Source organism: Yinghuangia seranimata (assembly GCF_029953285.1).
Lineage (GTDB): Bacteria > Actinomycetota > Actinomycetes > Streptomycetales > Streptomycetaceae > Yinghuangia > Yinghuangia seranimata.
The window spans coordinates 1-24,288 of the sequence record NZ_JASAOI010000062.1; the positions used below are offsets into that span (position 1 = coordinate 1).

General features: G+C 72.2%; 23 protein-coding genes and 1 tRNA gene. 15 read left to right on the plus strand and 9 right to left on the minus strand.

Annotated features, from left to right (window positions below; translation table 11 throughout):
* Positions 1 to 300: 300 nt before the first annotated feature.
* Complete coding sequence (locus QI554_RS35515; protein WP_281476248.1) at positions 301 to 1,359, plus strand: serine hydrolase domain-containing protein; 1,059 nt, start codon at positions 301 to 303, stop codon at positions 1,357 to 1,359.
* A 118-nt stretch (positions 1,360 to 1,477) separates the two neighbouring features.
* On the plus strand, positions 1,478 to 2,905 hold the full coding sequence (locus QI554_RS35520; RefSeq protein ID WP_281476395.1) for an amidase: 1,428 nt from the start codon (positions 1,478 to 1,480) through the stop codon (positions 2,903 to 2,905).
* A gap of 153 nt (positions 2,906 to 3,058) precedes the next feature.
* Here QI554_RS35520 and QI554_RS35525 read toward each other — a convergent pair whose 3' ends face one another.
* On the minus strand, positions 3,059 to 3,964 hold the full coding sequence (locus tag QI554_RS35525) for a TauD/TfdA dioxygenase family protein (protein WP_281476250.1): 906 nt from the start codon (positions 3,962 to 3,964) through the stop codon (positions 3,059 to 3,061).
* A 404-nt stretch (positions 3,965 to 4,368) separates the two neighbouring features.
* Between QI554_RS35525 and QI554_RS35530 the strand changes: the two genes are divergently transcribed.
* Positions 4,369 to 5,715 (plus strand): polysaccharide deacetylase family protein, encoded by a 1,347-nt coding sequence (locus QI554_RS35530; RefSeq protein WP_281476253.1) that lies wholly within the window; start codon positions 4,369 to 4,371, stop codon positions 5,713 to 5,715.
* An 82-nt stretch (positions 5,716 to 5,797) separates the two neighbouring features.
* Here the strand turns inward: QI554_RS35530 and QI554_RS35535 are convergent, their stop codons facing one another.
* On the minus strand, positions 5,798 to 6,700 hold the full coding sequence (locus QI554_RS35535; protein WP_281476255.1) for an alpha/beta hydrolase: 903 nt from the start codon (positions 6,698 to 6,700) through the stop codon (positions 5,798 to 5,800).
* A 257-nt stretch (positions 6,701 to 6,957) separates the two neighbouring features.
* Here QI554_RS35535 and QI554_RS35540 point away from each other — a divergent pair, with 257 nt between their 5' ends.
* From QI554_RS35540 to QI554_RS35560, 5 genes are all read left to right on the plus strand, one after another.
* On the plus strand, positions 6,958 to 8,214 hold the full coding sequence (locus tag QI554_RS35540) for a hypothetical protein (RefSeq protein WP_281476256.1): 1,257 nt from the start codon (positions 6,958 to 6,960) through the stop codon (positions 8,212 to 8,214).
* Between the two features lie 9 nt (positions 8,215 to 8,223).
* The gene (locus QI554_RS35545) at positions 8,224 to 8,862 is read left to right on the plus strand and encodes a hypothetical protein (RefSeq protein ID WP_281476258.1); all 639 of its coding nucleotides are present in this window, start codon (positions 8,224 to 8,226) and stop codon (positions 8,860 to 8,862) included.
* 111 nt (positions 8,863 to 8,973) lie between these two features.
* Entirely contained in the window at positions 8,974 to 9,957 is a 984-nt protein-coding gene (locus tag QI554_RS35550; RefSeq protein WP_281476260.1) for a hypothetical protein, read from the plus strand.
* Positions 9,958 to 10,049: 92 nt separating this feature from the next.
* Entirely contained in the window at positions 10,050 to 10,895 is an 846-nt protein-coding gene (locus tag QI554_RS35555) for an SDR family oxidoreductase (protein WP_281476262.1), read from the plus strand.
* Positions 10,892 to 11,884, plus strand: coding sequence for a phosphotransferase family protein (locus tag QI554_RS35560; RefSeq protein WP_281476264.1), 993 nt, complete (start codon positions 10,892 to 10,894; stop codon positions 11,882 to 11,884). The genes QI554_RS35555 and QI554_RS35560 overlap by 4 nt, the downstream gene beginning before the upstream one ends.
* Before the next feature lie 4 nt (positions 11,885 to 11,888).
* Here the strand turns inward: QI554_RS35560 and QI554_RS35565 are convergent, their stop codons facing one another.
* The 4 genes from QI554_RS35565 to soxR all read right to left on the minus strand — a co-directional run bounded on the left by QI554_RS35565 (position 11,889) and on the right by soxR (position 15,521).
* Positions 11,889 to 12,899, minus strand: coding sequence for a hypothetical protein (locus QI554_RS35565; protein WP_281476265.1), 1,011 nt, complete (start codon positions 12,897 to 12,899; stop codon positions 11,889 to 11,891).
* 85 nt (positions 12,900 to 12,984) lie between these two features.
* The gene (locus QI554_RS35570; protein ID WP_281476267.1) at positions 12,985 to 13,545 is read right to left on the minus strand and encodes a SigE family RNA polymerase sigma factor; all 561 of its coding nucleotides are present in this window, start codon (positions 13,543 to 13,545) and stop codon (positions 12,985 to 12,987) included.
* A 127-nt stretch (positions 13,546 to 13,672) separates the two neighbouring features.
* On the minus strand, positions 13,673 to 14,986 hold the full coding sequence (locus QI554_RS35575) for a M48 family metalloprotease (RefSeq protein ID WP_281476269.1): 1,314 nt from the start codon (positions 14,984 to 14,986) through the stop codon (positions 13,673 to 13,675).
* Between the two features lie 67 nt (positions 14,987 to 15,053).
* Positions 15,054 to 15,521 (minus strand): redox-sensitive transcriptional activator SoxR, encoded by a 468-nt coding sequence (soxR, locus tag QI554_RS35580; RefSeq protein WP_281476270.1) that lies wholly within the window; start codon positions 15,519 to 15,521, stop codon positions 15,054 to 15,056.
* 140 nt (positions 15,522 to 15,661) lie between these two features.
* Here soxR and QI554_RS35585 point away from each other — a divergent pair, with 140 nt between their 5' ends.
* From QI554_RS35585 to rarD, 4 genes are all read left to right on the plus strand, one after another.
* Positions 15,662 to 16,363, plus strand: a complete 702-nt coding sequence (locus QI554_RS35585; protein ID WP_281476271.1) for an SDR family NAD(P)-dependent oxidoreductase — start codon at positions 15,662 to 15,664, stop codon at positions 16,361 to 16,363.
* Between the two features lie 128 nt (positions 16,364 to 16,491).
* Positions 16,492 to 17,574, plus strand: a complete 1,083-nt coding sequence (locus QI554_RS35590) for an S-adenosylmethionine:tRNA ribosyltransferase-isomerase (protein ID WP_281476273.1) — start codon at positions 16,492 to 16,494, stop codon at positions 17,572 to 17,574.
* Positions 17,575 to 17,811: 237 nt separating this feature from the next.
* On the plus strand, positions 17,812 to 18,768 hold the full coding sequence (locus tag QI554_RS35595; protein WP_281476275.1) for an IS481 family transposase: 957 nt from the start codon (positions 17,812 to 17,814) through the stop codon (positions 18,766 to 18,768).
* A gap of 268 nt (positions 18,769 to 19,036) precedes the next feature.
* Positions 19,037 to 19,984, plus strand: a complete 948-nt coding sequence (rarD, locus tag QI554_RS35600) for an EamA family transporter RarD (protein WP_281476278.1) — start codon at positions 19,037 to 19,039, stop codon at positions 19,982 to 19,984.
* Here rarD and QI554_RS35605 read toward each other — a convergent pair.
* On the minus strand, positions 19,902 to 20,345 hold the full coding sequence (locus QI554_RS35605; RefSeq protein WP_281476280.1) for a hypothetical protein: 444 nt from the start codon (positions 20,343 to 20,345) through the stop codon (positions 19,902 to 19,904). The two genes, rarD and QI554_RS35605, sit on opposite strands and share 83 nt — an antisense overlap.
* Positions 20,346 to 20,537: 192 nt before the next feature.
* On the opposite strand from QI554_RS35605, the gene QI554_RS35610 reads away from it, so the two are divergent.
* Positions 20,538 to 21,179 carry a GNAT family N-acetyltransferase gene (locus QI554_RS35610; protein WP_281476281.1) on the plus strand — a complete coding sequence of 214 codons (642 nt, stop codon included), beginning with the start codon at positions 20,538 to 20,540 and terminating at the stop codon, positions 21,177 to 21,179.
* Between the two features lie 86 nt (positions 21,180 to 21,265).
* Here the strand turns inward: QI554_RS35610 and QI554_RS35615 are convergent, their stop codons facing one another.
* Positions 21,266 to 22,048, minus strand: a complete 783-nt coding sequence (locus QI554_RS35615; protein WP_281476283.1) for an SDR family NAD(P)-dependent oxidoreductase — start codon at positions 22,046 to 22,048, stop codon at positions 21,266 to 21,268.
* A gap of 175 nt (positions 22,049 to 22,223) precedes the next feature.
* Here QI554_RS35615 and QI554_RS35620 point away from each other — a divergent pair.
* Positions 22,224 to 22,297: transfer RNA gene (locus tag QI554_RS35620), tRNA-Lys, on the plus strand.
* A 407-nt stretch (positions 22,298 to 22,704) separates the two neighbouring features.
* Entirely contained in the window at positions 22,705 to 23,649 is a 945-nt protein-coding gene (locus QI554_RS35625) for a class F sortase (protein WP_281476285.1), read from the plus strand.
* Positions 23,650 to 23,765: 116 nt separating this feature from the next.
* Here the strand turns inward: QI554_RS35625 and QI554_RS35630 are convergent, their stop codons facing one another.
* Complete coding sequence (locus tag QI554_RS35630) at positions 23,766 to 24,260, minus strand: DUF6325 family protein (RefSeq protein ID WP_281476287.1); 495 nt, start codon at positions 24,258 to 24,260, stop codon at positions 23,766 to 23,768.
* Between the last annotated feature and the right edge of the window lie 28 nt (positions 24,261 to 24,288).

Here is a 24,288-nt window from a genome sequence, read left to right on the forward strand (position 1 = left end):
GGTGTCGGATTGTGCGCCCGCGTTTCGCGGGCGCACAACGGAGGTTCGGGTAGTGCGGTTGCCGGCGAGCGTTTTCGGGTGGGTTCCACGGTGCGCTGTACCAGGCAACCGGTTGAGGTGACGGGGATCGCAGGTTGGGCCGTTCGTCGGGTCATCGCGTGCAATGGGGTGGCCGGCGGGTGGAGGTGCTGGTCGGCAGGGGGGTTGTACGGGCGGGGTACTCCGCTCGTTGGAGCGGGGGGCGTTGAAATCGTCTTGGGGGGCGACTCGGGGGGCGGGTCGCGTCCGAACAATGGGGGCATGGGCGACTTGACGGCGCTTGTGCGGCGCACGGCGGACGAGCTTGCGGCCGATCGGGCCGGTGTCGTGGTGGCCGGGGTGCGGGGTGGGGAGACCGCGTTCGCGGGTGCGGGGCGGGTGGGCGGGGACCATGCGGGGGACGACGTTCCCGGGCCGGACACGCTGTTCGAGATCGGGTCGATCACGAAGGTGTTCACCGCGCTGCTGTTCGCGCGGTTGGTCGGACGCAAGACGGTCGCGCTCGACGAAGCGCTCGCGGACGCGCTGCCCTCGGGCGCGCGTGTGCCCGAGCGCGGTGGGGTCCACATCACGCTGCAGCATCTGGCGACGCACCGCTCTGGCCTTCCCCGGCTGCCGAAAGGCATGCTGCTGAAGGCGCTGCTCAAGCCCAACACGCCGGATCCGTATGCGCACTGCACGGCCGACCACCTGATCGGCGGGCTAGCCCGCACCCGCCTCGGTGCCCCTCCCGGCCGGCGGTTCCGGTACTCGAACCTCGGCGGCGGGCTGCTCGGCATGGCGCTCGCGCACCGCGCGGGCACCGACTACGAGACGCTGGTCCTGCGGGAGATCGCCGCCCCGCTCGGCATGGTCGACACCGTGGTGGCCGTCGACGCGGCGCGGGCCAAGCGCACGGCCGCCGGGCACAGCCGCACGGGCGAGCCGGTCCCGTCGTGGCGGCTGATGGACCTGGTCGGCGCGGGCGGCCTGCGGTCGACGGCCGCGGACCTCACGCTGTTCGCGCGGGCGCACCTGGCGTTCGCGGAGGAGGGCCCGCTGGACACGGGTGAGCTGGCGGACGCCATGCGCCTCGCGCGTACCGTCGACGAGCCGATGCGCGGCCCGGCCCGCGTGCACCTGGGCTGGATGAGCCTGCCCGCGGGCGGCCCCGGCGGTCCGCGCATGTACTGGCACAACGGCGGCACTGGAGGCTTCTCCTCTTATATAGGGGTCGATCCCGCGCACGACGCCGCCGTCGTGGTCCTCAGCAGTTCGAGCCGCTCGGTGGACGCCCCCGCGACCGACCTGCTGCGCGGCCTCGCCTTCGACGATCGCTGACAAACCGTCAGAAAGATCCCCGTGCGCTCTGGAGATCGTTGGCCGATGCACGCATGATGCGGTCAGCGCGCCCCGGTCGGCGGGCGCCGGCGTCGCGGGTGAGGAGCACAGCGTGGAGATGGCGGAGCTGTTGGACGGTCACGACGCGGTCGGCCTCGCCGAGCTCGTGCGCACCGACCAGGTCAAGCCGGCCGAGCTGCTGGACGCCGTGGTCGCCCGCCTCGAGGAGCGCAACCCGGTGCTCAACGCGGTGGTGTCGACCCGCCTCGACGAGGCGTACCGCGACGTCGCCGCCGGCCTGCCGGAGGGTCCGCTGCGCGGTGTCCCGTTCGGGGTCAAGGACCTGGAGTGCGACGTCGCGGGGATGGCGTCGACGTACGGCAGCCGGCTGTTCGCGGACAACGTCGTCGACCGGGACGGCGTCCTGGCGTCCCGCTACCGCGCGGTCGGCCTGGTGCTGGTCGGGAAGACCAACACGCCGGAGTTCGGCAAGAACGCGAGCACCGAGCCGCTGCTCTTCGGCCCCGCCCGCAACCCGTGGAACACCGGCTACTCGACGGGTGGTTCGAGTGGCGGTTCGGCGGCGGCCGTGGCCGGCGGCATCCTCCCGGCCGGGCACGCGAACGACGGCGGCGGGTCGATCCGCATCCCGGCGGCGTGCTGCGGCCTGTTCGGGCTCAAGCCGTCGCGCGGACGCGTGCCGCACGACGGGGCCGACGGTGCCTTCGCGAGCCCGCTGTCGATAGCGAACGCGGTGACCCGCACGGTGCGCGACAGTGCCGCGCTGCTGGACGCGGTGGCCGGCCCGCTCCCGGGCGACCCGTCCCTCGTACCCGCGCCCGCGGGCTCGTTCCTCGCCGCGCTGGCCGAGCCGCCGGCCCGGCTGCGGATCGGCTTCGCGACGGTCAGCGCGGACGGTGTCGCCGCGCATCCCGCGGCGGTGGCCGCCGTCGAGCGCACGGCCGCACTGCTGGCGGAACTGGGGCACGACGTCTCCGAGTCCGCGCCCTCGTGGGACCCGGCCGTGGTCACGAACGCGCTGCGCGTCCTGATGGGCGCGGCGACCCGAGCCCGGATCGAGGACCGGCTGGCCGCCCTCGGGCGCGACGTCGCGGTCGACGACCTCGAGCCGATGCAGCGCTTCGCGTACGACGCGCTGGCCTCAGTGCCCGCGGCGGTGCTGACCCGCACGCTGCGCGAGACGGAACTGTTGGGCCGTCACATCGCCCCGTGGTTTGCCGAGTTCGACGTGTGGCTGACACCTACGCTCGGCATCGGGGTGCCGCAGCTGGGCTGGATGGACACCACGCGCGTGGAGACGATGGGGAACGCCGGCCAGATGACGTGGTTCACGTCGGTGTTCAACGCGACGGGCCTGCCCGCGGCGTCGGTGCCGGCCGGCTTCGACGGCCAAGGGCTGCCCGTGGGCGTGCAGTTGGTCGGGCGGATGGGTGCCGAGGCGACGCTGCTGCGGGTCGCGGCACAGCTCGAGGAGGCCGCGCCGTGGCCGTGGCAGGCGCCGTGGCCGGTGGCCGCGCGGGATTGACCGGGCACGGGACCGGGCACGGGACCGGGCACGGGACCGGCGCCGCCGGACCGGACAAGGGAACAGTCCGGCGGCGCCTCCCGGAGGCCAACCCCCGTGGCCCGCACCGGTGTCGACGGTGCAGGCCACGTGTCCTCCGGGGCCGGGAGCCGGCTAGGCGGCCTGGGCGCCGCCCTGCGGGACGGGGCTGATCGCCGTGCTGGAGCGCCCGTCCACGCCGACCGGCACGTCGCCGTCGACGGTGGTGCGGTGCAGGACGCGCTTCGCCGTGCCGAAGTCGGACACGGCGCGGTGCTGGGTGGCACGGTTGTCCCAGATCGCGACGTCGCCCGGCTGCCACGTCCAGCGCACGGTGTTCTCGATGCGCGTGACGTGGCCCTGCAACAGGTCGATGAGCAGCTTGGAGTCGTCGCGCGAGTAGCCGGCGATGCGCTGGACGAACCCGCCCAGCAGCAGCGTGCGTTCGCCGGTCACCGGGTGCACGCGCACGACCGGGTGCTCGGTCTCGTACTTCGTCGAGGCGAAGATCTCCTGGTAGCGCTTGAACGCCTCGGCGTCGCGGTCGGGGTTGACGCCCGCGTAGTCGTAGACGTTGGTGTGGACCGCGCGCAGCGAGTTCGCCAACTCCTTGAGTTCGGGGGTCAGTTCGTCGTACGCGGCAGCGGTGTTAGCCCACACGGTGTGGCCGCCCGCCTCGGGGATCTCGATGGCGCGCAGGATCGAGGCGAGCGGGTAGGCGGGGACGAAGGTGACGTCGGTGTGCCACTGGTCGGCGGCGCCGCCGTACTCGCTGGTGATCGGGAGGACCAGCTCGCCCTCGGTGTTGACCGTGGGGTGGCCGATCGGATCGCCGAGCAGGCGGGTGAAGTCGAGCTGGATCTCGTCGGTCAGGTGGTCCTGACCGCGGAAGAACACGACCTTGTGGGCGTGCAGGGCGTCGCGGACGGCGTCGACCGTGGCGGGGTCGAGGTCGCCCGAAAGGCGCACGTTGCCGATGACGGCGCCGATGCGTCCGGCGACCTTGGTGACGGTGATGCCCTCGATGGCGGTGGCGGTCACAGCTTTTCCTTCCGATGCATGGACATGGCGGTCCGCGCCCAGGCGTGTCGGAGCGGACGCCGAGAAGGGCGTCGGCATGCCGTACGGGCCTTGAGAGAACGAGAGAGAGGTCGCGCGACCGCCGCGCGAATCGGGCGCGGTCAGGACAGGCGGGAGAGGCGGCGCGCGTCGGTCAGCGACAGTGCGCGCCGGGCGGCACCGGCAGGTGCGTGATGCGGTGGAGAACCAGCATGCGCACGATTCTGGGGTGGGATAGGTGCAGGGGTCAACTATTAACGGATGACCATACTGCGACACACCCGGATGAGTGCGTCCAATTCCTCATCAGATGGTAAAGATCGCCGTACGGTGAAGGTCCGTCAGGCCGCCGCGGCGGCCTCCCACCCCTCCCGACGAGGTGAGTCGTGCGCTCAGCCCGTGCTGCAGCCGTGCTCGTGGTCGTCGCCGTCCTGGCCGCCGTGGGCTTCGTGTTCCTGGCCAAGGACACCGACACCGCCAAGAAGAAGTCCCCGACGGCCGGCTCGGGCGGCGGCACCGACAAGCGCGTCCAGGCCGCGCCGCCGCCCGCCGCACAGCCGCTCACACTGATCGGCGACGGCTCGACGTCCGTCACCCCCGGCACCCAGCCCAACCGGCACCCCGTCGACAAGCTGCAGCCCGGGCAGCAGCCGCCGCAGTTCGTGGTCTTCTCGTGGGACGGCGTCGGGGAGGACAACCAGAAGCTGTTCTCGCACTTCCGGCAGGTCGCCCGGGAGTCCAAGGCGAACATGACGCTGTTCCTCAGCGGCATCTACGTCCTGCCCGGCAGCCAGCGCGCGCAGTACCACGGGCCGAACAAGCCGGTCGGCCAGACCGACATCGGCTTCCTCGACGCCAACGAGGTGCACGACACCATCGAGCAGCTCGGCCTGGCGTGGCAGGACGGCCACGAGGTCGGCACGCACTTCAACGGGCACTTCTGCGGCCCGAGCGGCGGCGGCTCGTGGACGCCCGCGGACTGGGTCAACGAGACCGAGCAGGCGATCAAGTTCGTCCAGACATGGAAGACCACGACCGGCATCAACGACCTGCCGCCCCTGCCGTTCGACTACAAGAAGGAGCTGATCGGCGGCCGCGCGCCGTGCCTGGAGGGCCAGAAGGCGCTGCTCCAGGCCGCGCCGCAGCTGGGCTTCCGGTACGACTCCAGCTCGCCGGGCGCCCGCCAGGTGTGGCCGGCCAAGTCCAACGGCATCTGGGACTTCGGGCTGCAGTCGATCCCGCTGCCGGGCCACTCGTTCGAGGTCCTGTCGATGGACTACAACATCATGTTCAACCAGTCCCGCACGGTGAAGGGCGACCCGGCGAACTTCCCCGCGTGGGAGGAGCAGGCGTACCAGAGCTACACGGCGGGCTTCAACCGCGCGTACACCACCAACCGCGCGCCGATGATCATCGGCAACCACTTCGAGAGCTGGAACGGCGGCATCTACATGAAGGCCGTCGAGCGCACGATGCGCGAGGTGTGCGCCAAGGACGGCGTGCGCTGCGTGTCGTTCCACGAGCTCGCCGACTGGATGGACGCGCAGGACCCCGAGGTGCTCGCCAAGCTCCAGAAGCTGAACCTGTCCGAGAAGCCGGACTGGACGACCTACCTCGCCCCGGCTCCCGCGGCTCCCGCGGCACCGGCCGCCCCGGCCGCTCCCGCCGCTCCCCCGGCGGCACCCGCCGCCGCCCAGCCCGCGGCGCTGCCGCCGGCCCGGCAGGGGTCGTAACCGGCCCGGGTTCCCTCGAACCCGAACGCGGGGTGCCCGGCGGCTCCGAGCCGGGCACCCCGCGGTGCTTTCGCCAACAGCCCTACCGCGCCAGGTGTTCCCGCAGGAACCGCGCGGTGGCGTCGACCGCCTGGGTGACATACGGCTCGCCGTCGTACAGGTCGACGTGCAGCTTCGCGTCGAGCCACACGATCTCCTTCGGGTCGGCCATCCGCTCGTACGCCTCCTTCGCCCCCTCGGGCGAGCAGTACGCGTCCTCGACCCCGTGCACGATCAGCCCGGGCGTCGGCCCGAGGAAGTCCGCGCCCGCCATGTTGTCGACGGTGACCATCTCGCGCACCGACGCCCGCGTCACCCGGTTGCGCCAGTGCTCTGCCGCGCTGCGCTCCGTGCCGTAGTACGCGAACGGCTCGGCCCCGCCCATCGCCGCCTCGCCCTCCTCGGCGACCGCCGGCAGGTACTCGACGTCACCCCCGCCGTCCTGCCGCTCAAGCGTCTCGACGAAGCCGGCGAGCGCCTGCCGATAGCCCTCGGGCCCGAAGCCCGCGCGCATCGCGTACGGCGAGTTGTACGCCCCGGCGATACCCGCGAACGCCTTCACCCGCGGGTCGAACGCCGCGAACTTCAGCGCGTAGCCGCCGCCGAGGCAGATCCCGACCGCCCCGATCCGCGCCGCGTCCACCTCGGGCCGCGACCGCAGCAGGCTCACCGCCGCCCGCAGGTCCGCCAGCTTCCCCTGCGGGTCCTCATGCTGCCGCGGCGCCCCGCCCGACTCACCCCAGTTCCGGTGGTCGAACGCCAGCGTGGCGAACCCGAGCTCCGCCAGCCGCGCCGCGTACGTCCCGGTCACCTGCTCCTTCACCCCGGTGAACGGTCCCGTGAACACCAGACCGGCCACCGGCCCGGTGCCCCCTTCGGGCAGGCGCAGCACACCGGCGATCTCGATCCCTTCGACAAAAAAGGACACCCGCTCCACAGTCGTCATCCCCGCAGCAAACCACGCCCCCCACCCTGCCGCGCCGCCCCGCCCCCCGGCATTCCACCTGAATCCGGCACGGCCGCCCAGCATTCGAGACTCGAACACACTTTGTATGACAGCGAGTTCAGGCGCTAGGTTCACCTCCAACCAGTTTGTCACTTCGGGGGAAGACGGCACCCATGGCACCCGATCCAGGCGCTCCCAATCCGTATCCGAACCTCGGGTTCAATCCCGCCCCAGGCGCGATACCGACGATTTCCCACATGGTCGACATGCTGCGCGCCGCACAGCGGGCTCTCGACGACGCCAAGCAGTGCGTCACGACGATCTCCCAAAGCAACAGCGCCGTATGGAAGGGCGATGCCGGGGACGGGTTCCGCAAGGACATCAGCGAAAAGCTGCCCGGCCGCCTGACCAAGGCGGCCACCTCCATCAGCCAGGCCGCCGACCACCTGACGCAATGGCAGACCGACCTGGCCGGCTTCCAGGACGAGGCCAAACGCCTCGAAGGCGACGCGGCGGCAGCGAGGCAGAAGCGCGACACGGCCGCACAGAGCGAGCAACAGGCCTCGGGCAACGTCGACTTGCAACTTCTCAACCAGCGCTTCGACTCCGATGCGGCACTGACGAACGCGCAGCAGCGATACGACACGGCGGCGAAGTCCCTCATCGACGCCCGCACCGCGGCGAACAACGCGGTGGAGGAGTTCAACGCCATCATCAAGCGCGCCGAGGAACTGCAACACCGCCACGAGTCCGACGCGAAAGCCGTGGCGGGCAAACTGGACGACGCGGATGACATAGCCCCGCACAAGCCGAGTTTCTGGCAACGGCTGAAAAACCAGTTCACCGACCTGAAGAACCTCGGCGACATGCTGGCCTTCGTCGGAGCCGCGGCCGGCCTGGCGGCCTTGACGATCCTCAGCGGCGGCACCCTAGCCCCGTTCCTGCTCGCGGGTGCGGCGGCGCTGAGCGCGGGCGCACTGGCCGCACACCTCGCGGATGACGGCATGTGGAAGAAGGTTCTGACGGGGAAGGCCGGGTTCCAGGGCTACGTGTCCGTCATCGGCGACGCGATCGGTGCTGTGCCAGGAGCGTCGGCAGTCGTCATGGCCGGGCGCGCCAGCGTGCGAGCTGCGGTGGCAAGTTCGGCCCAGGCTGTCAGGTGGGGCGGACAGGCGGCCACCAAGAGCCAGTTGCTGGTCGAAGCAGCCAAAGACATGACCAGGACGTTGCCGGCGGCAAACGCCGCTGTATTCGGCGGTACGCAAGTAACCATCAACACCCTGGTCCAGGCGACCCGGGAGGGAACTGCGGCTGCTGTGGCGGCGATGCCTGCCGCGTCGACGGCGACCAAGGTGATCCAGGGCCTCACAACGGCCGGCACCGGCTACGACGTTGCCAGCAACCTCGGGCTGACCCCGAACATCGACCACTCCCCGGTGGACTTCCTGTTGACCGCCCCAGGGGCCAAGCCCGCGTTCGACGCCGGCAGGGCCGCCTTCCAGCGAATCCCGTGAGCGCCCAAGATGAACATCGACTTCAATCTGCCCGAGGGGTTTCTGGCCATCGACCTGGCCCCCGACCCCGACCGACTGAGGGTCCTTTGGGAACATGCCACGGGCGCCCTGACCGACGACGAGTTGCAGAGCGCCGCAGCATCATTCGCCACCATGTACGTGGTCCTGGACGAGTTGCGCAGTCGACAGACCGTGCACATATCCGTGGGCATACACCCCTATGGGGATGACTCATTCTCCCGTGCCCTGTTCACGGTCTCGCTGCGAGACAGCGAGATACCCGACAGCAGCCTCGCCCTCCACGCAGTACGGCGCGTCCTCGACGAACGGCCGAGCATGGAAACGGTCACCGATATCGACCTATGGAAGTCCGGACCGGCGATCCTGATGGACGGGGAGCACACGCCCGACCCGTCCCTGCCCGACGTCAAGCTGCGCCAGAGCCGACTGATCGTCCCGTTCCCGGACGGTGACTCTCGTCTCGCCGTGATGGACATGGCCACGCCGGACCTGCGCAGCGGGGACGACTACCGTGACCTGCTGATACTGATCGGCGAAACGCTGAGCTTCAGGGAGACCCGACAGGCCGCCCCCGAGCCTCCCGCACCCGCCGCGGGGCCAGGCCTGATCGCCTCTGTACTCGGTTGACGGGGAGGAGCAAGCATGCAGGTGGCGGGTAACGCACCGCCCAGCGGAGCCGAGTTCGAAGCAGCAGTGCGGCGCGCGGATCGGCGCAGAGCGTGGCGGATGGCTCCGTGGGTGGTGCTGATCATCATCGGAACGGTGCAGGCGAACGTCACTCGGCACCCGCACTTGGGGACAACGGTCGCTTTCGTCTCGGGTTTTGCGCTGTTCTTCCACGCCATCGTCTGGTCGGCACGTCGAGGCCTGTCCACCGAGGCGATGACCGTGATCCGGACGTACCCATGGACGCCGGTCACCCTTGCGACAGGCACTGGGCCTGGTGCTCCTTATGACGACACCCGGCTGATCGCGCCGGACGGCGGCGTTCTCGTGCTCATTTCCTCGCCGTTGAAGAAGCCCGAGGCCGGCAGCATGGCGGTCTGGTTCGCAGGAGACCTGCGTGTGGGCGGCTACTACGTGGTGCCAGGACAGGGTCTACGGCCGCGCCGCATCCAGGCCCTCGCGCCGGCCTTTCTCGAGCCGTCGTCGCCTGAGACGGATCGCAGGGCCGTCGAGACCGGCCTCGCCGAGCCCGGCGACTTCGTCGCCGGTGCGCAGCGCACTGACGTGGAGTTCGACGTCGTTCCGTCGTCGCAGACACCGACCCCGTCGGCCATCGAGCTGCCCCGGGTCTACAGCGGGATCACCGCGCCCGCTCGGTTCGACGAACAGGGCCGCGTCCGGCTCCCCCGCGTCGAGCGCGATCGCCTCGGTCAGACAACCGGCTTTTTTCGCGTGTCCGTGTCCGGGTTCGAAACCTCATGTGGCGGGAACGCCTTCAAGATCGCCTGGTCCGAGCTCACCCACGTCGTCCTACGCGACGGTCGGATCACCGGGGTGCACGGTGACGGTCCAGTGGTGCCCAGCTGGGATCCCATCAGCCTGCGCGCGCAGGGACAACTGCGCACTATCTGGCTGAGCGCTGAGGCGGAGCTCGGTTCGGTGCCCGGTGGGCTTCCCGCGGTGGCGGCGGCGTTGATCCACTATGCGCGTGAGTCCGGGGCCGGGACTCGGGTGCTGTTGGGTGTCGACCCGGCGTATGTCACCTCGCGCGGATGATCCTTGACATTGCTAAGGATCTGGACAGGGCCCGTCGGCGCACCTAGCATCGACCGACCTTCGGGCCCGGCGAACGCGAGGCGGCGCATTTCATGACACCGACACCTGAGCACACGTCACCCTCCGTCGAAGGCAAGGCGGTTCTCGTCACCGGCGGGTCTCGCGGGATCGGGCTCGCGATCGCGGAGGCGTTCGTCAGGGCCGGGGCCGACGTGTGTGTGACCGCGCGTAAGCAGAACGAGCTCGACGAGGCGTTGGGGCACCTGGCGAAGGTTGGAGGCGGGCGGGCGGTCGCCTATGCCGGGTCGGTCGGGGAGCCGGAGCAGGTCGAGGCGGCGGTCGCGTATGCGATGGCCGAGTTCGGGCGGGTCGACGTGTTGGTGAACAACGCGGCGACGAACCCGGCGTTCGGCCCGTTGATGGACGTGTCGATCGGTGCGTGGCGGAAAACGTTCCAGGTCAATCTGGAGGGCCCGCTGCTGTTCGCGCAGGCGTGCTGGCGCGCGTGGATGCGGGAGCATGGTGGCGTGATCCTCAACATCAGTACCGAGGGGACGTACGGCGTCGCGCCGATGATCGGGGCGTACGAGGCCGGCAAGGCGGCCCTCGCGCACCTCACACGCCAGCTGGCCGGCGAGCTCGCGCCGGGCGTACGGGTCAACTCGATCTCGCCGGGGCTGGTGAAGACACAGATGGCGCGGGCGATTTGGGAGCCCGACGAGGCGCGGGCCGCGTCCGGGATCCCGCTCGGGCGGATCGGGATGCCGGACGACATCGGGGCCGCCGCGCTGTGGCTGGCGTCCGACGCGGCGCAGTGGATCACCGGCGCCGACCTGATCGTGGACGGCGGTTCGCGGGTCCGCGCCGCCGCGACCGGCACCGGCGGCGCGTCGGACAAGGGCGGCATCGTCGCGAACCTGCGCGAGGCCGGCCGGTGAGCCCGCTCGTCGACGAGGCCGCGCTCGCCGCGTGGTTGGACGAGCGCGGCCTGGCCCCCGGGGCCCCGCTCGCCGTCGAGCCGTTGTCCGGGGGCAAGTCGAACGCGATGTTCACCGTCCGGCGCGGCGGTCAGGCGTGGGTACTGCGCCGCCCGGCCGGGGTCGCGATCGACCGCGCCGAGGACGGCCTGCGCCGCGAGTTCCGCATCCTCGACGCGCTGAACGCCACGGACGTCCCGCACCCCCGCGCGGTCGCGCTGTGCGACGAACGCACCGTCCTCGGCTCGGTGTTCTATCTGATGGAACGCGTCGACGGCGCCGCCCCGCTGCCGAACGCGCTCCCGGAGCCGCTCGCGGACGAGGCGGGCCGCCGCGCGATCGGGCTGGCCATGGTGGACGCGTTGGCCGACCTGCACGCCGTCGACCCGTACGCCGTCGGCCTCGGCGACCTCGGCCGCCCCGAGGGCTTCCACGAACGCCAGGTCGGCCGCTGGTTGAAGCAACTGCACGGCTACCCCGACCCGCACGCGCTCACGGGCATCGAGCGCGTCGCGGAGTGGCTGGCGACGCGTCTGCCACCGGACTTCACCCCCGTACTGATGCACGGGGACTACCACTTCGGCAACGTGCTCGTCGCCCCCGATGAGCCGGCGCGGGTCACGGCGATCGTCGACTGGGAGACGGCGACGCTCGGCGACCCGCTGCTCGACCTCGCGGGGTTCCTGCGCATCTGGTTCGAGACGGGCCCGCACGAGGGCACGTCGTGGGACGAGATGGCCGAGCGGTACGCCCGGCGCAGCGGCCGCGACCTGCCGGACCTGACGTACTACGTCACGCTGTCCCGCTTCCGCCTCGCGGTGCTGTTGGAGGGCATCCACCAGCGCTCGCTCTCCGATCCGAACCGCGAGCCCCAACGGGAACTCGGCGACTACGCACGCCGGTTGGTCGCCGACGCCGTGACCGCGCTGGACGACGGCTCGGCGGGCTAGCGCGCTACCTGGGCGTACTGGTGTGCGGTGAGGCGGTCCTGGCCGCCCCCGTCGGTCCGCCGGAGTGCGACGGAGGCGCGGCGGGACGGGTCTGCTTGCCCGTCGGCTTCGGGCTCGCGGGCAACCCGAGCTCGGTCCACGGGTTGCCGCAGGGCAGTTCGGCCAGGTCGGACATCCGCAGCGCGGACGGCGGGTTCTCCCGCTCGGTCATTCCCGCGGCGCTGTGGCAGTAGTCGGGGTCGGAGAGCCGGTCGGAGTGCGGCTCCTCCGCGGCGACGGCGCCGCCCAGCGGCGCACCCGACGCGTTGAACGCCTGCAGGGTCACCTTCTGCCGGCCCGACGCCGGGATCAGCGCCGTGAAGAACGAGATCTCGCTCGACGTGGCCGTCCGGACCGCCGGGACCACGACGGGCTCCGCGCCCGACTCCAGACTGACGCGAACGGTCGCCGCGTCGCGCGGGGCGATGCCGAAGACGCCGAACTCGTGCTCCTTGCCGTCCGCTTCGACGAACGGCTCGGTGGCCTGCCACTGCACCTGCTGCATGCCCACCTCCTGGTCGAAGCACACGCCGACCGCGTGGAGCAGGTAGTTGCGCGAGACGATGCAGGGGGCTCCGCCCTTGGTGCCCGCCCCCACCGATCCGGCGGCCCAGTCGACGTCCTTGTAGCGGCCGGACCCGATCGCGTACACCGGTGCGCCGGGCACCCTTTCGTACCCCGGGAGCGCCGAACCCGCCGGGATACGCGGCACGTTCAGGGCATCGGGCGACGCGTTCGCAGCGGACGGCACCCCGGCCGTGTTCGCCTCGCCGGCACCGCCCCCGTCACCCAGGCTCAGCGGCACCGCGATCGCCAGCGCCGCCACCGCCGCGACCCCGCCGGTCGCCATCGCGACGCGCCGCCTGCGCCGTGCCCTCGCCCCGGTGGCGATCCGGCGGTACGGGTCTTCGTGGGGCGCGTACTCGTCGGGAAGGCCGCCCACGGCGTCCTTCAGAAGGTCCGGAAAACCGGTCATGCGTCAGCTCTCCTCGTGGCAAACGTGACAAACGTGACAAAGAAGTACCTGGGATGCGGGTGCAGGGCGCGCCGGAGCCCCGTGGTCAGTTCGCGAACGCCGACCCGTGCGCGCGGGCGCCGCGCGGCGCCGGGCCGTCCTCCGCCTCGGCGCGGGCGAACGCCGGCAGCTTGCGCAGCCGGGCGAGGCCGCGCGAGGCCTGGGACTTCACGGTTCCGGCCGAGCAGCCCATGAGTTCGGCGACCTGCTGTTCGGACAGGTCCTCGACGTACCGCAGCAGCACGACGATCCGCTGCTTGTAAGGCAGTTGCGCGACGGCGCGGCGCAGCAGGTCGCGGTCGGCGGTCGCCGCGGCGGGGCCCTCGACCGCGTCGCGCGGCCGGTCGGCGATGTACGCGACGGCGGTCTCGCCCCACCATTTGCGGCGGCGCCAGGACATCGCGACGTTGACGAGCGTGCGGCGCGCGTACGCGTCGGGGTGTTCGAGCCGGACGCGCGGCCACACCCGCCACATCCGTATCAGCGCCTCCTGGACCAGGTCCTCGGCGCGGGCCTCGTCGAGCGCGAGCGTGCGGGCGAGCCGCATCAGCGGTGTCCAGCGGGCGCGCGCGAACTCGGCGAAGTCCTCCTCCTCGGTGGCATTCATGCCGTGCGTTCGTCCCCTCTCGTTCCGGGCGGTGCCGGCCGTCCGACGCGCTGCGGCGGATTCCGGCGCGGCCACCCTTCAAACGCAGCGGGGCACAGGAGAGGTTGAGAGGTGTTTTCCGGCCCGGTCAGCCGAGGAGCAGGTCGCGCTCCATGGCCTTGAGCAGCGGGGCGAGTTCGGCGTCCACCGCCGCCCACTCGGCGTCGGAGATCCGCAGCGAGCCGGGTTCGGCGGGCGTCTCGAGCAGCAGGCGGCGGCGCAGGTAGGTCGGCGGGTGGGAGGAGTCGACGGACGCGCCGGAGCGTTCGTCGAGGAGCCGCAGGCGCTCGCGCTCGTGGTCGGGCACGGCGTCGGCGTAGGCGCGCAGTTCGTCCCAGAGGTCGACCTTGCCCCGGCGGGCGGCCTGGCGCGAGACGAAGTTGTCGACGACTCCGACGAGGACCAACGTGTCCGTGAGCCTGGCGGTCGCGTCGGTGCCCGCGGCCTTGGCCGCGAGGCGGTCGGCGAGGTACTCGGCGCGCGGCTTGGTGGCGAACCACACGCGCTCGTGGAGTCGGCGCAGGCCGAGGAACGTCAGGTAGAACGGCAGGAGCATGACCGGGACGAGGAAGGCGGCCACCTGCATCACGAAGCCGACCTCGTCACCGCCACCGCCGCCGGTACCCCGCCATCCGCGCGGGTTGAGCAGGACCGCCCACTCGTCGAGGCTGCTCTGCGCGCTGGCCGCAAGCACGGTGTTCGTGCTGTCGCCGTTGACCTGGTGGGCGAGTTCGCGGCCGAGGAGCGCGACGCGCTGGTCGCCGGACAGGACGGTCCACAGCGGCACGCCGAGGATCATCACCTGCCTCTGCCGCAGGCCGCTGCGCGCGGTGCTCGCGTTGACGCGGGCGTTGAACGCGACCGCGTCCGGTGCCTGTGCGCCGACCGCGTCGGCGACCTTGTCGAGGACGCCGAAGAGTGCCGGGAGCTGCGCCCTGCGCAACCAGCCGCGTCCGCGCGGCGCCCGACCGACGCGGGGCCGCACCACCATGGCGATGACGAGACCGAGGGCACCGAGGAACCAGGCCACCGGGTTGCCGGGCGTGGTGGCGACCCAGGTCACGACACCGGCCACCATCAGCACGAAGGGTATGTGAACGGCGACGCTGAACACCGCGACCGCACGCCGTGTCCGGGCGTGCGGGCGCGGGTCGGCGCCCGCCTTGAGCTCTTCGAAGAGGGCCAGCGCGCGGGCGCTGTTGGCCTGTGCCTCGCGGGCCAGCCGGTCGCGGGCGCGGTCGGACAGTTCGGCGTCGGCGTCGGCCGGGGAGGGGTCGGCGCCGTGCCCGCAGCTGCGGCACCACGCCACGAACGCCGCGTCGAAGTCGCCGGTCCACCCGCAGTCGGGCTTCGGGCAGGTGTAGGAGCGCGGAGGCGCGGCAGGCGCGGGTGTCGTCGGCACCGCGACAGTGTGGGGTAACCGTCATGTTGGCGCAAGACGGATTCGGTGCCTGGGCGGAATCAGCCGCCTATCCCGCCTTCGGCTCCTCGCGCAGCGGCTTCGGCAGGTAGAGCGCCCCCGAGCCGAAGCGGGCCGCGGTGTCGTTCGGGTTGGAGATGGCGCAGCGCTGGAGGGAGAGGCAGCCGCAGCCGATGCACGAGTCGAGGCCGTCTCGGAGCGTGGTCAGCGCGGCGATCTCCGCGTCGAGCCGGGCCCGCCAGCCGCGTGAGATGCGCGCCCAGTCGGCCTTGGTGGGGGTACGGCCCGACGGCAGGGTCTCCAGCGCGTCGCGGATCTCGTCGAGGGACAGGCCCACGTGCCGGGCCGCGCGGATGAAGGCGAGGCGGCGCAGCACGTGCCGCTCGTAGCGGCGCTGCCCGCCGCTGGTCCGCTGGGCCGCGACCAGGCCCTCCCGCTCGTAGAAGCGCAGCGCGGACGCCGCGTAGCCGCTGCGTGTGGCGACCTCGGAGACCGTCAGCAGGTCGGTGTCCTTCATGGTCGCGGCCCCTTTCCCCGCCTCGAGCGGAAAGCTTGACCTCAAGTCAACTTTAAGTTGCAGCATAGGCGGTAGTGAAGGACTTTGACGACCCATCACAGCTCAAGGTCCCAGATTTTCAGGAAACGAGGATGATCCCGATGCCCGTCGCCCTCATCACCGGCGCGTCCCGCGGACTCGGACTGTCGCTCGCGCACGGCCTCGCCCAGCGCGGCTGGACGCTCGTCGTGACGGCCCGCGGCGAGGACGAGCTCGCCTGGGCGGCCGAGGACCTGCGCACCGACGGGGCCGAGGTCACCGCCCTCCCCGGCGACGTCGCCGACGCCGCGCACCGCCGCGAGCTGGCCGCCGCGGTCACCCGGGCAGGCGGGCTCGACCTGCTGGTCAACAACGCGGGCACGCTCGGCGTCAGCCCGCTGCCGCCGCTCGCCGAGTACCCGCCGGCCGCGCTCGAGGAGGTCTTCCGGATCAACACGGTCGCCCCGCTCGCGCTCGTCCAGCTGCTGCTGCCGACGCTCGCCGCGTCCGGCGGCACGGTCGTGAACGTGACGTCGGACGCCTCCGTCGAGTCGTACGAGGGCTGGGGCGGCTACGGCGCCTCCAAGGCCGCCCTGGACCACGTCACCGGGACGCTCGCCGCCGAGAACCCGGGCATCCGCTTCTACGCCGTCGACCCGGGCGACATGCGCACGGCGATGCACCAGGAGGCCTTCCCGGGCGAGGACATCTCCGACCGCCCGGAGCCGGGCACCGTCGTGCCGGCGCTGCTGGAACTGCTCGACCGGCAGCCGGTCAGCGGCAGGTACCGGGCCTCGGACTTCGCCGTGAAGACCGCCGTATGACCCCTGTGACCCCTGTGACCCCTATGACCCGGACGACACCGAAGCCGCCGCGGCCGGCCACGCCGCCCTCCCCTCCCCCGCCCGACGCCCGCACCGCTCGACCTTTCGCCTCGACACGAGGAGACCCCATGAACGTGCTGGACCTCGCCGCCGCCCGGACCCGGTTCATCCTGCCCGACACCCTGCACGCGTCCGAACCGCCCGAGGCCCGCGGAGTCCCGCGAGACGGCGTACGGCTCCTGGTCAGCGCCGGGGACCGGAACGGCGCCGAGGCCGACGCGGTGCGGCACGCGCACTTCCGCGACCTCGGCGCCTTCCTCCGGGCGGGCGACCTGCTGGTCGTGAACACGTCCGCGACGCTGCCCGCCGCCGTCGACGCGCAACGGGCGGACCGCCGTGGGGTCATCGTGCACTTCTCCACCGAACTCGACGACGGCCGCTGGCTCGTCGAGATGCGCCCCGAGGGCAACCCGGGCGGCCCCGTCCCGGACGGCCGGGTCGGCGAGACCGTCGACCTGCCGGGCGGCGTCGGCATGACGGTGGAGGAGGCCTACCCCGACCCGTCCGTGGTCGAGGGCAGCCGGCTGTGGGTGGTGCGGGTAGACGCCCCGGACGGCGTCGTGCCGTACCTCCTGGAGCACGGGCGCCCGATCACCTACGGCTACCTGCGCGGGCGTTGGCCGCTGTCGCACTACCAGACGGTGTTCGCTCGCGACCCCGGAAGCGCCGAAATGCCGAGTGCCGCACGGCCTTTCACCGAAGACCTGGTCCTCGGCCTGATCGCCCGAGGAGTCGTGGTCGCGCCGGTCACACTGCACACCGGGGTCTCCTCCCTGGAGGCCGGCGAGTTGCCGCTGCCCGAGCGGTACCGGGTCCCCGAGCAGACGGCGCGGCTGGTCGAGCTGACCAGGCGGAACGGCGGCCGGGTCATCGCCGTGGGCACGACCGCGACCCGCGCCCTGGAGAGCGCCGCGCTGCCGGACGGGACGGTGCTCCCGAGCGAGGGCTGGACCGAGCTGGTGCTGTCCCCGGCCCGCCCGGCGTACGCGGTGGACGGCCTGATCAGCGGCCTGCACGCCCCCGACGCCTCGCACTTGCTGCTGCTGGAGGCCGTCGCCGGGCCCGAGGTGGTCGGGAGGGCGTACGAGGCGGCGCTGGAAAAGGGCTACCTGTGGCACGAGTTCGGCGACTCGAGCCTGCTGATGCGGTGAGCGGCCGGCGTTCGCGGCGCGAACCCACTCGAGCCGGCCGATTAACGCGACGAGGGCGGGGCGGAACGACGGCCCCGCCCTCGCCCGCGCGCTGACGCAGGTGGGTTGCGGACCTGACCGTCACGACGCCCTAGGTGTATTGATCACGAGCGTTGTTGACGGTGATGGGTCTTGATCATGACGAAGACCTCCGGTGTGGTGGAGGTGTCTAGGCTTCACCGCACAACGGAGGTCTTCGTGTCCCACCGTAACGCCCGGCTGACCGTGCACGGACGTCGGATCCTGGTCGAACGCGTCGCGTCGGGTCGTCCGGTCGCGCATGTCGCCGCGGAGATGGGCGTCTCACGGGCGACCGCGCACAAGTGGGTGCGCCGCTGGCGCACCGAGGGCGAGTCGGGCCTGCACGACCGCTCGTCACGACCGCACGGCACCCCGCACCGCACCGACGCCGAGCTGGAGGCGCGGGTGTGTCGGCTGCGGGCCGAGCGCAAGCTCGGCCCGGCCCGCATCGGCCCGATCCTGGGGCTGCCGGCCTCAACCGTGCACCGCATACTCGTCCGCCACGCTCTGAACCGCCTTGCGTGGATGGACCGCCCCACCGGCCGGGTGATCCGCCGCTACGAACACGCCGCCCCAGGCGACCTGGTCCACATCGACGTCAAAAAGCTCGGCCGGATCCCCGACGGCGGCGGCCACAAGGCCCTCGGCCGCCAGGAGTCCCGCCCGACGAAGACCGGCGTCGGCTTCGACTACGTGCACTCCGCCGTCGACGACCACACCCGCCTGGCCTACAGCGAGATCCACCCGGACGAGAAGATCGCCACCTGCGCGGGCTTCCTCACCCGCGCCGCCGCGTTCTTCCACGCCCACGGCATCCCACGGGTCCGGCGGGTGCTGACCGACAACGCCTGGTCCTACCGCAAGGGCTTGGCCTGGAAAGCCGCACTGGCCGACCTCGGCGCCACCGGCAAACTCACCCGGCCCTACCGACCGCAGACCAACGGCAAAGTCGAACGCTTCAACCGCACCCTGCTCGACGAATGGGCCTACATCCGGCCCTACACCAGCAACCAGGAACGCGCCGAGGCACTCGGCGCGTTCCTCCACACCTACAACCACCACCGCTGCCACACCGCACTCGACGGCCACCCGCCGATCACCCGGCTAAACAACGCTGCGGGTCAATACACCTAGGGCGTGTCTGGCGGGTCTTTGCGCCGTTCGCGGTGTCTGGTGCCGTGCATCGCAAGGCGCAGGCCCGAAGCTCGTACTCGGTCGTACTCGCGAGGGCCTGCAACGCGGCGCTTGGGAGGGCCGCTAGGCCGCAGGAGGGCTTGGGAGGGCCGCCAGGCCCGGGACAAGGCCCGGCGTGCGGTGCCAGGTGCCGTGAGCGGTGTGAAGACCGCCCAGACACGCCCGAGGCCCCCGACCACCGCGTCCCATGCCATGAGAGCCTGACCCCGTGGCGCACGCGGGCGAACGTCGAGGCACGGGTCTCGGCTACGCACTGGGAAGCCAGGTCGTCTGGGGCGTCCAGCCGCTCTTCTGGCCGCTGTTGTCCGGCCTCGGCACGACGCTGACCATCGCGTACCGCATCGTCTGGTCGTGCCTCGCCGCGCTGGCGTTCGTCGCCGTCCGCCCCGTCGCACGACGGGAGTTGGCCGCGCTCCTGCACCGCCCGCGCGACCTGGTGTCGCTCGCCTGCACCGGGTTGCTGCTCGGCACGTCGTGGGCCGCTTACGTGTACGCGGTCGTGTCCGGCCGTGTCGTCGAGGCGAGCCTCGCGCTTCTGATCTCACCCTTGGCCGGCGCGCTCCTCGGGGTCACCGTGCTGCGCGAACGGCTGCGCCGCGCACAGTGGTTCGCCTGCGCGGTCGCAGCCGTCGCGCTGGTCGTCCTCGTGATCGGCTACGGCCGCGTCCCGTGGTCGGCCTGCACCATCGCGTCCACGGTGTCCGTCTACGGCCTCGTCCGCAAACGCCGTCCGCTGCCGGCCGCGGCGGGCACCGCGATCGAGCTGACCGCCGTGCTGCCGATCGGCGCCGCGGTCATCGTGTGGTCCGCGGCCGGAGGCCAAGCGGTCGACTACCACCCGGCCCTGCTGCTCCTGTTGCCCGCGGCCGGGCTGATCACCGCCGTCCCCAGCGCGCTGCGCTCCGCGGCGCTAAGCCGACTTCCGCTGTCCGTCTTCGGGTTGCTCATGTACATCAACCCGGCCCTGCAGTTCGCCATCGGCGTCGGCGTTCGGCACGAGCCGATGTCCGCGCTGAGTTGGACCGGCTTCGCGCTCGTCTGGGCCGCGCTGGCGGTCTTCGCCGCGGACGCCGTCAGCGCACGGGCTCCGGCCCGCGAGACGCGCCGCACGTCGCGCAGCACGCGCACGAACTCCGCGCCCTCGTCGACCCGATGACCGCGATCGCCGCGAACAGCGCGGCCAGCGGTATCTCCGCGAGGACGGCGCACGCCAGCGCGGTGTACCAGTCCGTGCCGGCCAGTGCCGTCATGACGTCGAACCAGGCGTCGACGCCGAACAGCACGGCGGTCGCCGCCGCCACGGGTGCGAGGTGGACCGAACGCGAGCGCAGCAGGAAGGCCGTCCCCAACAGGCCGAAGACCTCGGCGATGTCGAGCCCGATCCACGACGTCGACCAGTTCCGCACCTCGGCGTGACCGCTCGGCGCGGCACCCATCTGGAAGATCCAGACGACGAGGACCGCGGCGAGCGCGACGATCACCCAGCGCAGACGGCGCACGGTCTGGTCGCTCAACATGTCTGGGAGGCCTTTCCGTTCGCGGGGCGGGACACCTCGAGTGTTCCGCCTGCGGGTACGCCGGGTCCTCCTCCTCGGAGCCGGTCCGACCCTGGGGTCGATAGGGGGCGACCCTGACCTCCGGCCAGGGTGCGCCCGGCCGTTGCCTAGGGTTGGCCGCGGGACGATCTCCCCGACGAAAGGGCCACGGTCATGGGCACAACCCTGGCGGACATCCTCGACGGTGCGGCGCGCGGCGAATTCCCGCCGCCCGACGGGGCGGTGACGGTGGTGCCGCAGCCCTGCGCGCGGGACGCGGGCGTCATCGCGTTCACCGCGCACTCGGTGGTGTTCACCGACGAGGACCCCGCCTGGGTGCACGCCGCGCTCGCCGCACTCGACTGCGACGCGTTGGCCGCCACGATGAACGCCCGGTTCCTCACCGCGCTGCTCGACCGCACCGGCCGCCGCACGGACACGATCGACCTGCTCACCGTCGCCGACCCGCTGCCCGGCGAACCGCCCGTCCGGCTCCGGGAGGTCGAGGACCGCGGGCACCCGCGGGTGGTGACCGCGCAGCGCCGGCGGGACGAGGTCAGGGTGTGGGAGGCGGACGGCGGGGTGCTCGTCCTCGGCCGCGGCGTGGCCGGCCGGTGGGAGGCCGCGATCGAGGTGGACGAGGACGTCCGCCACCGGGGCCTCGGCCGCGAGCTGGCGCTCGCCGCCCGGCACCTCGTCCCGGACGGCGGCCCCATATGGGCGCAGCAGGCGACCGGCAACGCGCGCAGCATCCGCGTGTTCCAGGCCGCCGGGTACCGCCCCGTCGGCGCGGAGTCGCTCCTGATGCTGCGCTGAGCCTCTGGAGGGACGCCGCGCGAAACGCCGAGCGCCCACCACCCGCGGCTCGGGCCACGGCGGCGGGCGCTCGCACGGCGGCGGGCTCAGACGCCGTAGCCGCCGTCCACGTCCAGCTTCTGGCCGGTGATGAAGTTCGCCCGGTCGGAGGCCAGAAAGCACACCGCCTCGGCGATGTCCCGCGCGACGCCGAACCGGCGCAGCGGGATGTTGCCGCGCGCGACGTCGAGGGCACGCTCGTCAAGGTCGCCGTTGCCGATGAGTTCGGCGGCCATGCCGTCGGTCAGCATGCCGGGGCCGACGCAGTTCACCCGGACGCCGAAGCGCCCCTCCTCGGCGGCCAGCCCCCACGCGACCTGCTCGACGGCGCCCTTCGGCGCGGACGACAGCCCGTCGCGGACGGGGAACCGGCGGGTGGCGGCGGTGGTGACGGCGACGATGCCGCCCTTGGCGGCGCGCAGGTGCGGCAGCGCCGGGTGGACGAGGTTGAAGAACGCCACGGCGTCGTTGTCCATCTGGTACTTGAACTGCTCGGGGCTGACCCGGCTCAGGTGCACCATCGGGATGTGCGGCCCGGAGGCGTAGACGACGGTGTGGACGCCGCCGAACTCCTCCGCCGCGGCGTCGACGAACGCGGCGACGCCGGCCGCGTCGGTCAGGTCGACCTGCCACGTCTTGGCCCGGCGCCCGAGTGCCGCGGCCTCGGCGGCCAGCTCGTCCGCCGCGCCCGCGCGGCTGCGGTACGTCAGGGCCAGGTCGCTGCCGCGCTCCGCGAGGAGCCGTGCGATCGCCGCGCCGAGCCCGCCGCTGGCGCCGACCACGACCGCCGCCCCGGGCCTGCCGGTGAAGTCCTCCGCGAAGCCGGTCATGCGCCCACTCCTCACCCGCTCGTAGATCTGATTACCCGTCAGATCTACGCGGGACGGGCAAGCATGTCAATCGCCGGACGGCCGCCCGCCGGGACCGCCCGAGGCCGGTTTCGAAACCGAGGTTTATCCGGTGTGAAGCACCCCCACGGATCAGGTACTATTTTTCTCGCAGCAAGCGCCGCTAGCTCAGTTGGTTAGAGCAGCTGACTCTTAATCAGCGGGTCCGGGGTTCGAGTCCCTGGCGGCGCACTTCGCGACTAGGCGACCTGTGTCCACGGAAAGCGTGGACCCAGGTCGCTTCGTTGTTTTTGTGCGCGGCTTCGCCGCGTGGCGGGGGCTTCGCCACCCGCACCCCCCTGGGCCGCACTGTGGTGGGGCTGCGCGGCGGGCGGGGGCTGCGTCGGTCGCACTTCCGTTGAGCCGAACGGGTGTTGGCCCGGCGGGTGGGGCGTGAGCCACGACACATCAGGCCCTTTGTCGCGTTTTCAGCCATTGATGCGCTTCGAAGTGCGATGTCACGAACGCCCGCTGATGATGAGTGAGGCGCCGCGGGTCTCATGCGGTCACCGCCGTGTGCGCCCGCCGCGAGGCCGGTGTACGCGGCGGGCTCTTCGGGCACCCGCAGCCGGACCCTTCCGCGAGCCCCCGGAGCCGTCGTGACCAGTGCCGCGCCGCAGCCCGAACCGTCCGACGCGCCCGACCGGGCCCGGCCGGCCGAACCGGCCGAACCGGCCGAACCGGCGGAACCGGCGGAACCGTCCGAGCCCGCCGTCTCCACCGCGCCGGCCGCGCCCGCCGCCGACGCTCCGCGGTCGTCCGGCGCGCCCGAGGGTCACCCGTCCGGCCCCACGGACCCGCCCGGTCCGCCCGGCGCGGCGACCGCTGCCGGGCCGCCGGCCGGCGCGGACGAGCCTCCGCCCCCGCCGCCGGCTTCGGGCCCCGGCACCCGCACGCTGCTGATCGCCGCGCTGGTCGCGGTCCTCATCAGCGTGGGCCTCGTCTACGGCGCGCGCGCCGGCCTGGACGGCGCGCAGCGGCCGCCCGCGGAGGCCGCCCGCCCGATGGTCTCGGTCGCCCCGGCGACGCCCGGGTCGACCCCGGCGGACGCCGCGCAGCGCGCCGTCGCCGCGACGCTGCCGCCGTCCCCGCCGGTGCGCGTCACCATCCCGAAGATCGGTACCAACGCGCCCCTGGTCGGCCTGTCCCTGAAACCGTCCGGCGAGCTCACCGCCCCCGACCCGACCAACCGCAACCTGGCGGGCTGGTACAAGGGCGGTGTCACGCCCGGCTCGCCCGGCAGCGCGATCGTGGTCGCGCCCGTCGACACCAAGACCGGACCCGCGGCGTTCCACCGGCTCGGCGACCTGCGTCCCGGCGACATCGCGGAGGTCACCCGCGCGGACGGCATCGTGGCGACGTTCCGGGTCGAGTCGGTCGAGATCTTCGAGAAGAACGACTTCCCGAGCGCGCGCGTGTACGCCGACACACCCGACGCCGAGCTGCGCCTGGTCACCAGCGCCGGCGTGGACGACAAGGACGCGGGCGGCTACCCGTCCGGCGTGGTCGTGTTCGCCACGCTGGTCGCGACCCACAGGGCGTGAACCGCAGGGCGTGAGCCGCAGGGTCCGAACCGCAGACGAAGGGCCCGGCCGAGCGCGTCGCTCGGCCGGGCCTTCGCGTTGCTGTCCGCCGTCAGACCGCGATCGCGCCGGTCGCGTCAGGTGGGTTCCCCCGCGTCGCCCCGTTCGCCGTACGCCGCGGAGGTCTCGATCTGCTCCTCCATGTCGTCGAGCGTGGCCTGCGGCAGCCGTGTGTACGACAGCAGCCGGCCGCCCGCCTCGCGGATGCGCACCGCGACCTCGCGGGCCCACACGTTCTCGACGAAGATCACGACCACCAGTGAGTCGGCGGGCATGATCAGACCGATCTGCTCGACGTCGTTCTCCCCGGCCAGGCCCAGCATGCGGCGCGCCGCGACCTCGGCGGCCATGTCGCGCAGGTCGTCGTACTCGCTGATCTCGTGGTGGGTGATCTCGCCGTGCGCGTCCTTGACCACGATCAGCATGTCGATGACGCGGACGTCGCCGCGCGCCTCGACCTCGTCGACGGCCTCGAGGACCGCAGGCGTGAGGCGGTGCCCCGGGAACCCGAGCACGATCGCGTCGACGGGCCCCAGCTCGCCCATGTGCACTGTCTCTTCAACACCCGGCATGCAGTCCACGCTAAGCGGGTAAGCCCGG

Excerpts from the sequence above, each read along its gene's own strand:
- QI554_RS35515 (WP_281476248.1), top strand. The coding sequence starts at position 301 with ATGGGCGACTTGACGGCGCTTGTGCGGCGCACGGCGGACGAGCTTGCG.
- QI554_RS35520 (WP_281476395.1), top strand. The coding sequence starts at position 1,478 with ATGGCGGAGCTGTTGGACGGTCACGACGCGGTCGGCCTCGCCGAGCTC.
- QI554_RS35535 (WP_281476255.1), bottom strand. The coding sequence starts at position 6,700 with ATGACGACTGTGGAGCGGGTGTCCTTTTTTGTCGAAGGGATCGAGATC.
- QI554_RS35540 (WP_281476256.1), top strand. The coding sequence starts at position 6,958 with ATGGTCGACATGCTGCGCGCCGCACAGCGGGCTCTCGACGACGCCAAG.
- QI554_RS35545 (WP_281476258.1), top strand. The coding sequence starts at position 8,224 with ATGAACATCGACTTCAATCTGCCCGAGGGGTTTCTGGCCATCGACCTG.
- QI554_RS35555 (WP_281476262.1), top strand. The coding sequence starts at position 10,050 with ATGACACCGACACCTGAGCACACGTCACCCTCCGTCGAAGGCAAGGCG.
- QI554_RS35565 (WP_281476265.1), bottom strand. The coding sequence starts at position 12,899 with ATGACCGGTTTTCCGGACCTTCTGAAGGACGCCGTGGGCGGCCTTCCC.
- QI554_RS35570 (WP_281476267.1), bottom strand. The coding sequence starts at position 13,545 with ATGAATGCCACCGAGGAGGAGGACTTCGCCGAGTTCGCGCGCGCCCGC.
- soxR (WP_281476270.1), bottom strand. The coding sequence starts at position 15,521 with ATGAAGGACACCGACCTGCTGACGGTCTCCGAGGTCGCCACACGCAGC.
- QI554_RS35585 (WP_281476271.1), top strand. The coding sequence starts at position 15,662 with ATGCCCGTCGCCCTCATCACCGGCGCGTCCCGCGGACTCGGACTGTCG.
- QI554_RS35590 (WP_281476273.1), top strand. The coding sequence starts at position 16,492 with ATGAACGTGCTGGACCTCGCCGCCGCCCGGACCCGGTTCATCCTGCCC.
- QI554_RS35605 (WP_281476280.1), bottom strand. The coding sequence starts at position 20,345 with ATGTTGAGCGACCAGACCGTGCGCCGTCTGCGCTGGGTGATCGTCGCG.
- QI554_RS35610 (WP_281476281.1), top strand. The coding sequence starts at position 20,538 with ATGGGCACAACCCTGGCGGACATCCTCGACGGTGCGGCGCGCGGCGAA.
- QI554_RS35615 (WP_281476283.1), bottom strand. The coding sequence starts at position 22,048 with ATGACCGGCTTCGCGGAGGACTTCACCGGCAGGCCCGGGGCGGCGGTC.
- QI554_RS35630 (WP_281476287.1), bottom strand. The coding sequence starts at position 24,260 with ATGCCGGGTGTTGAAGAGACAGTGCACATGGGCGAGCTGGGGCCCGTC.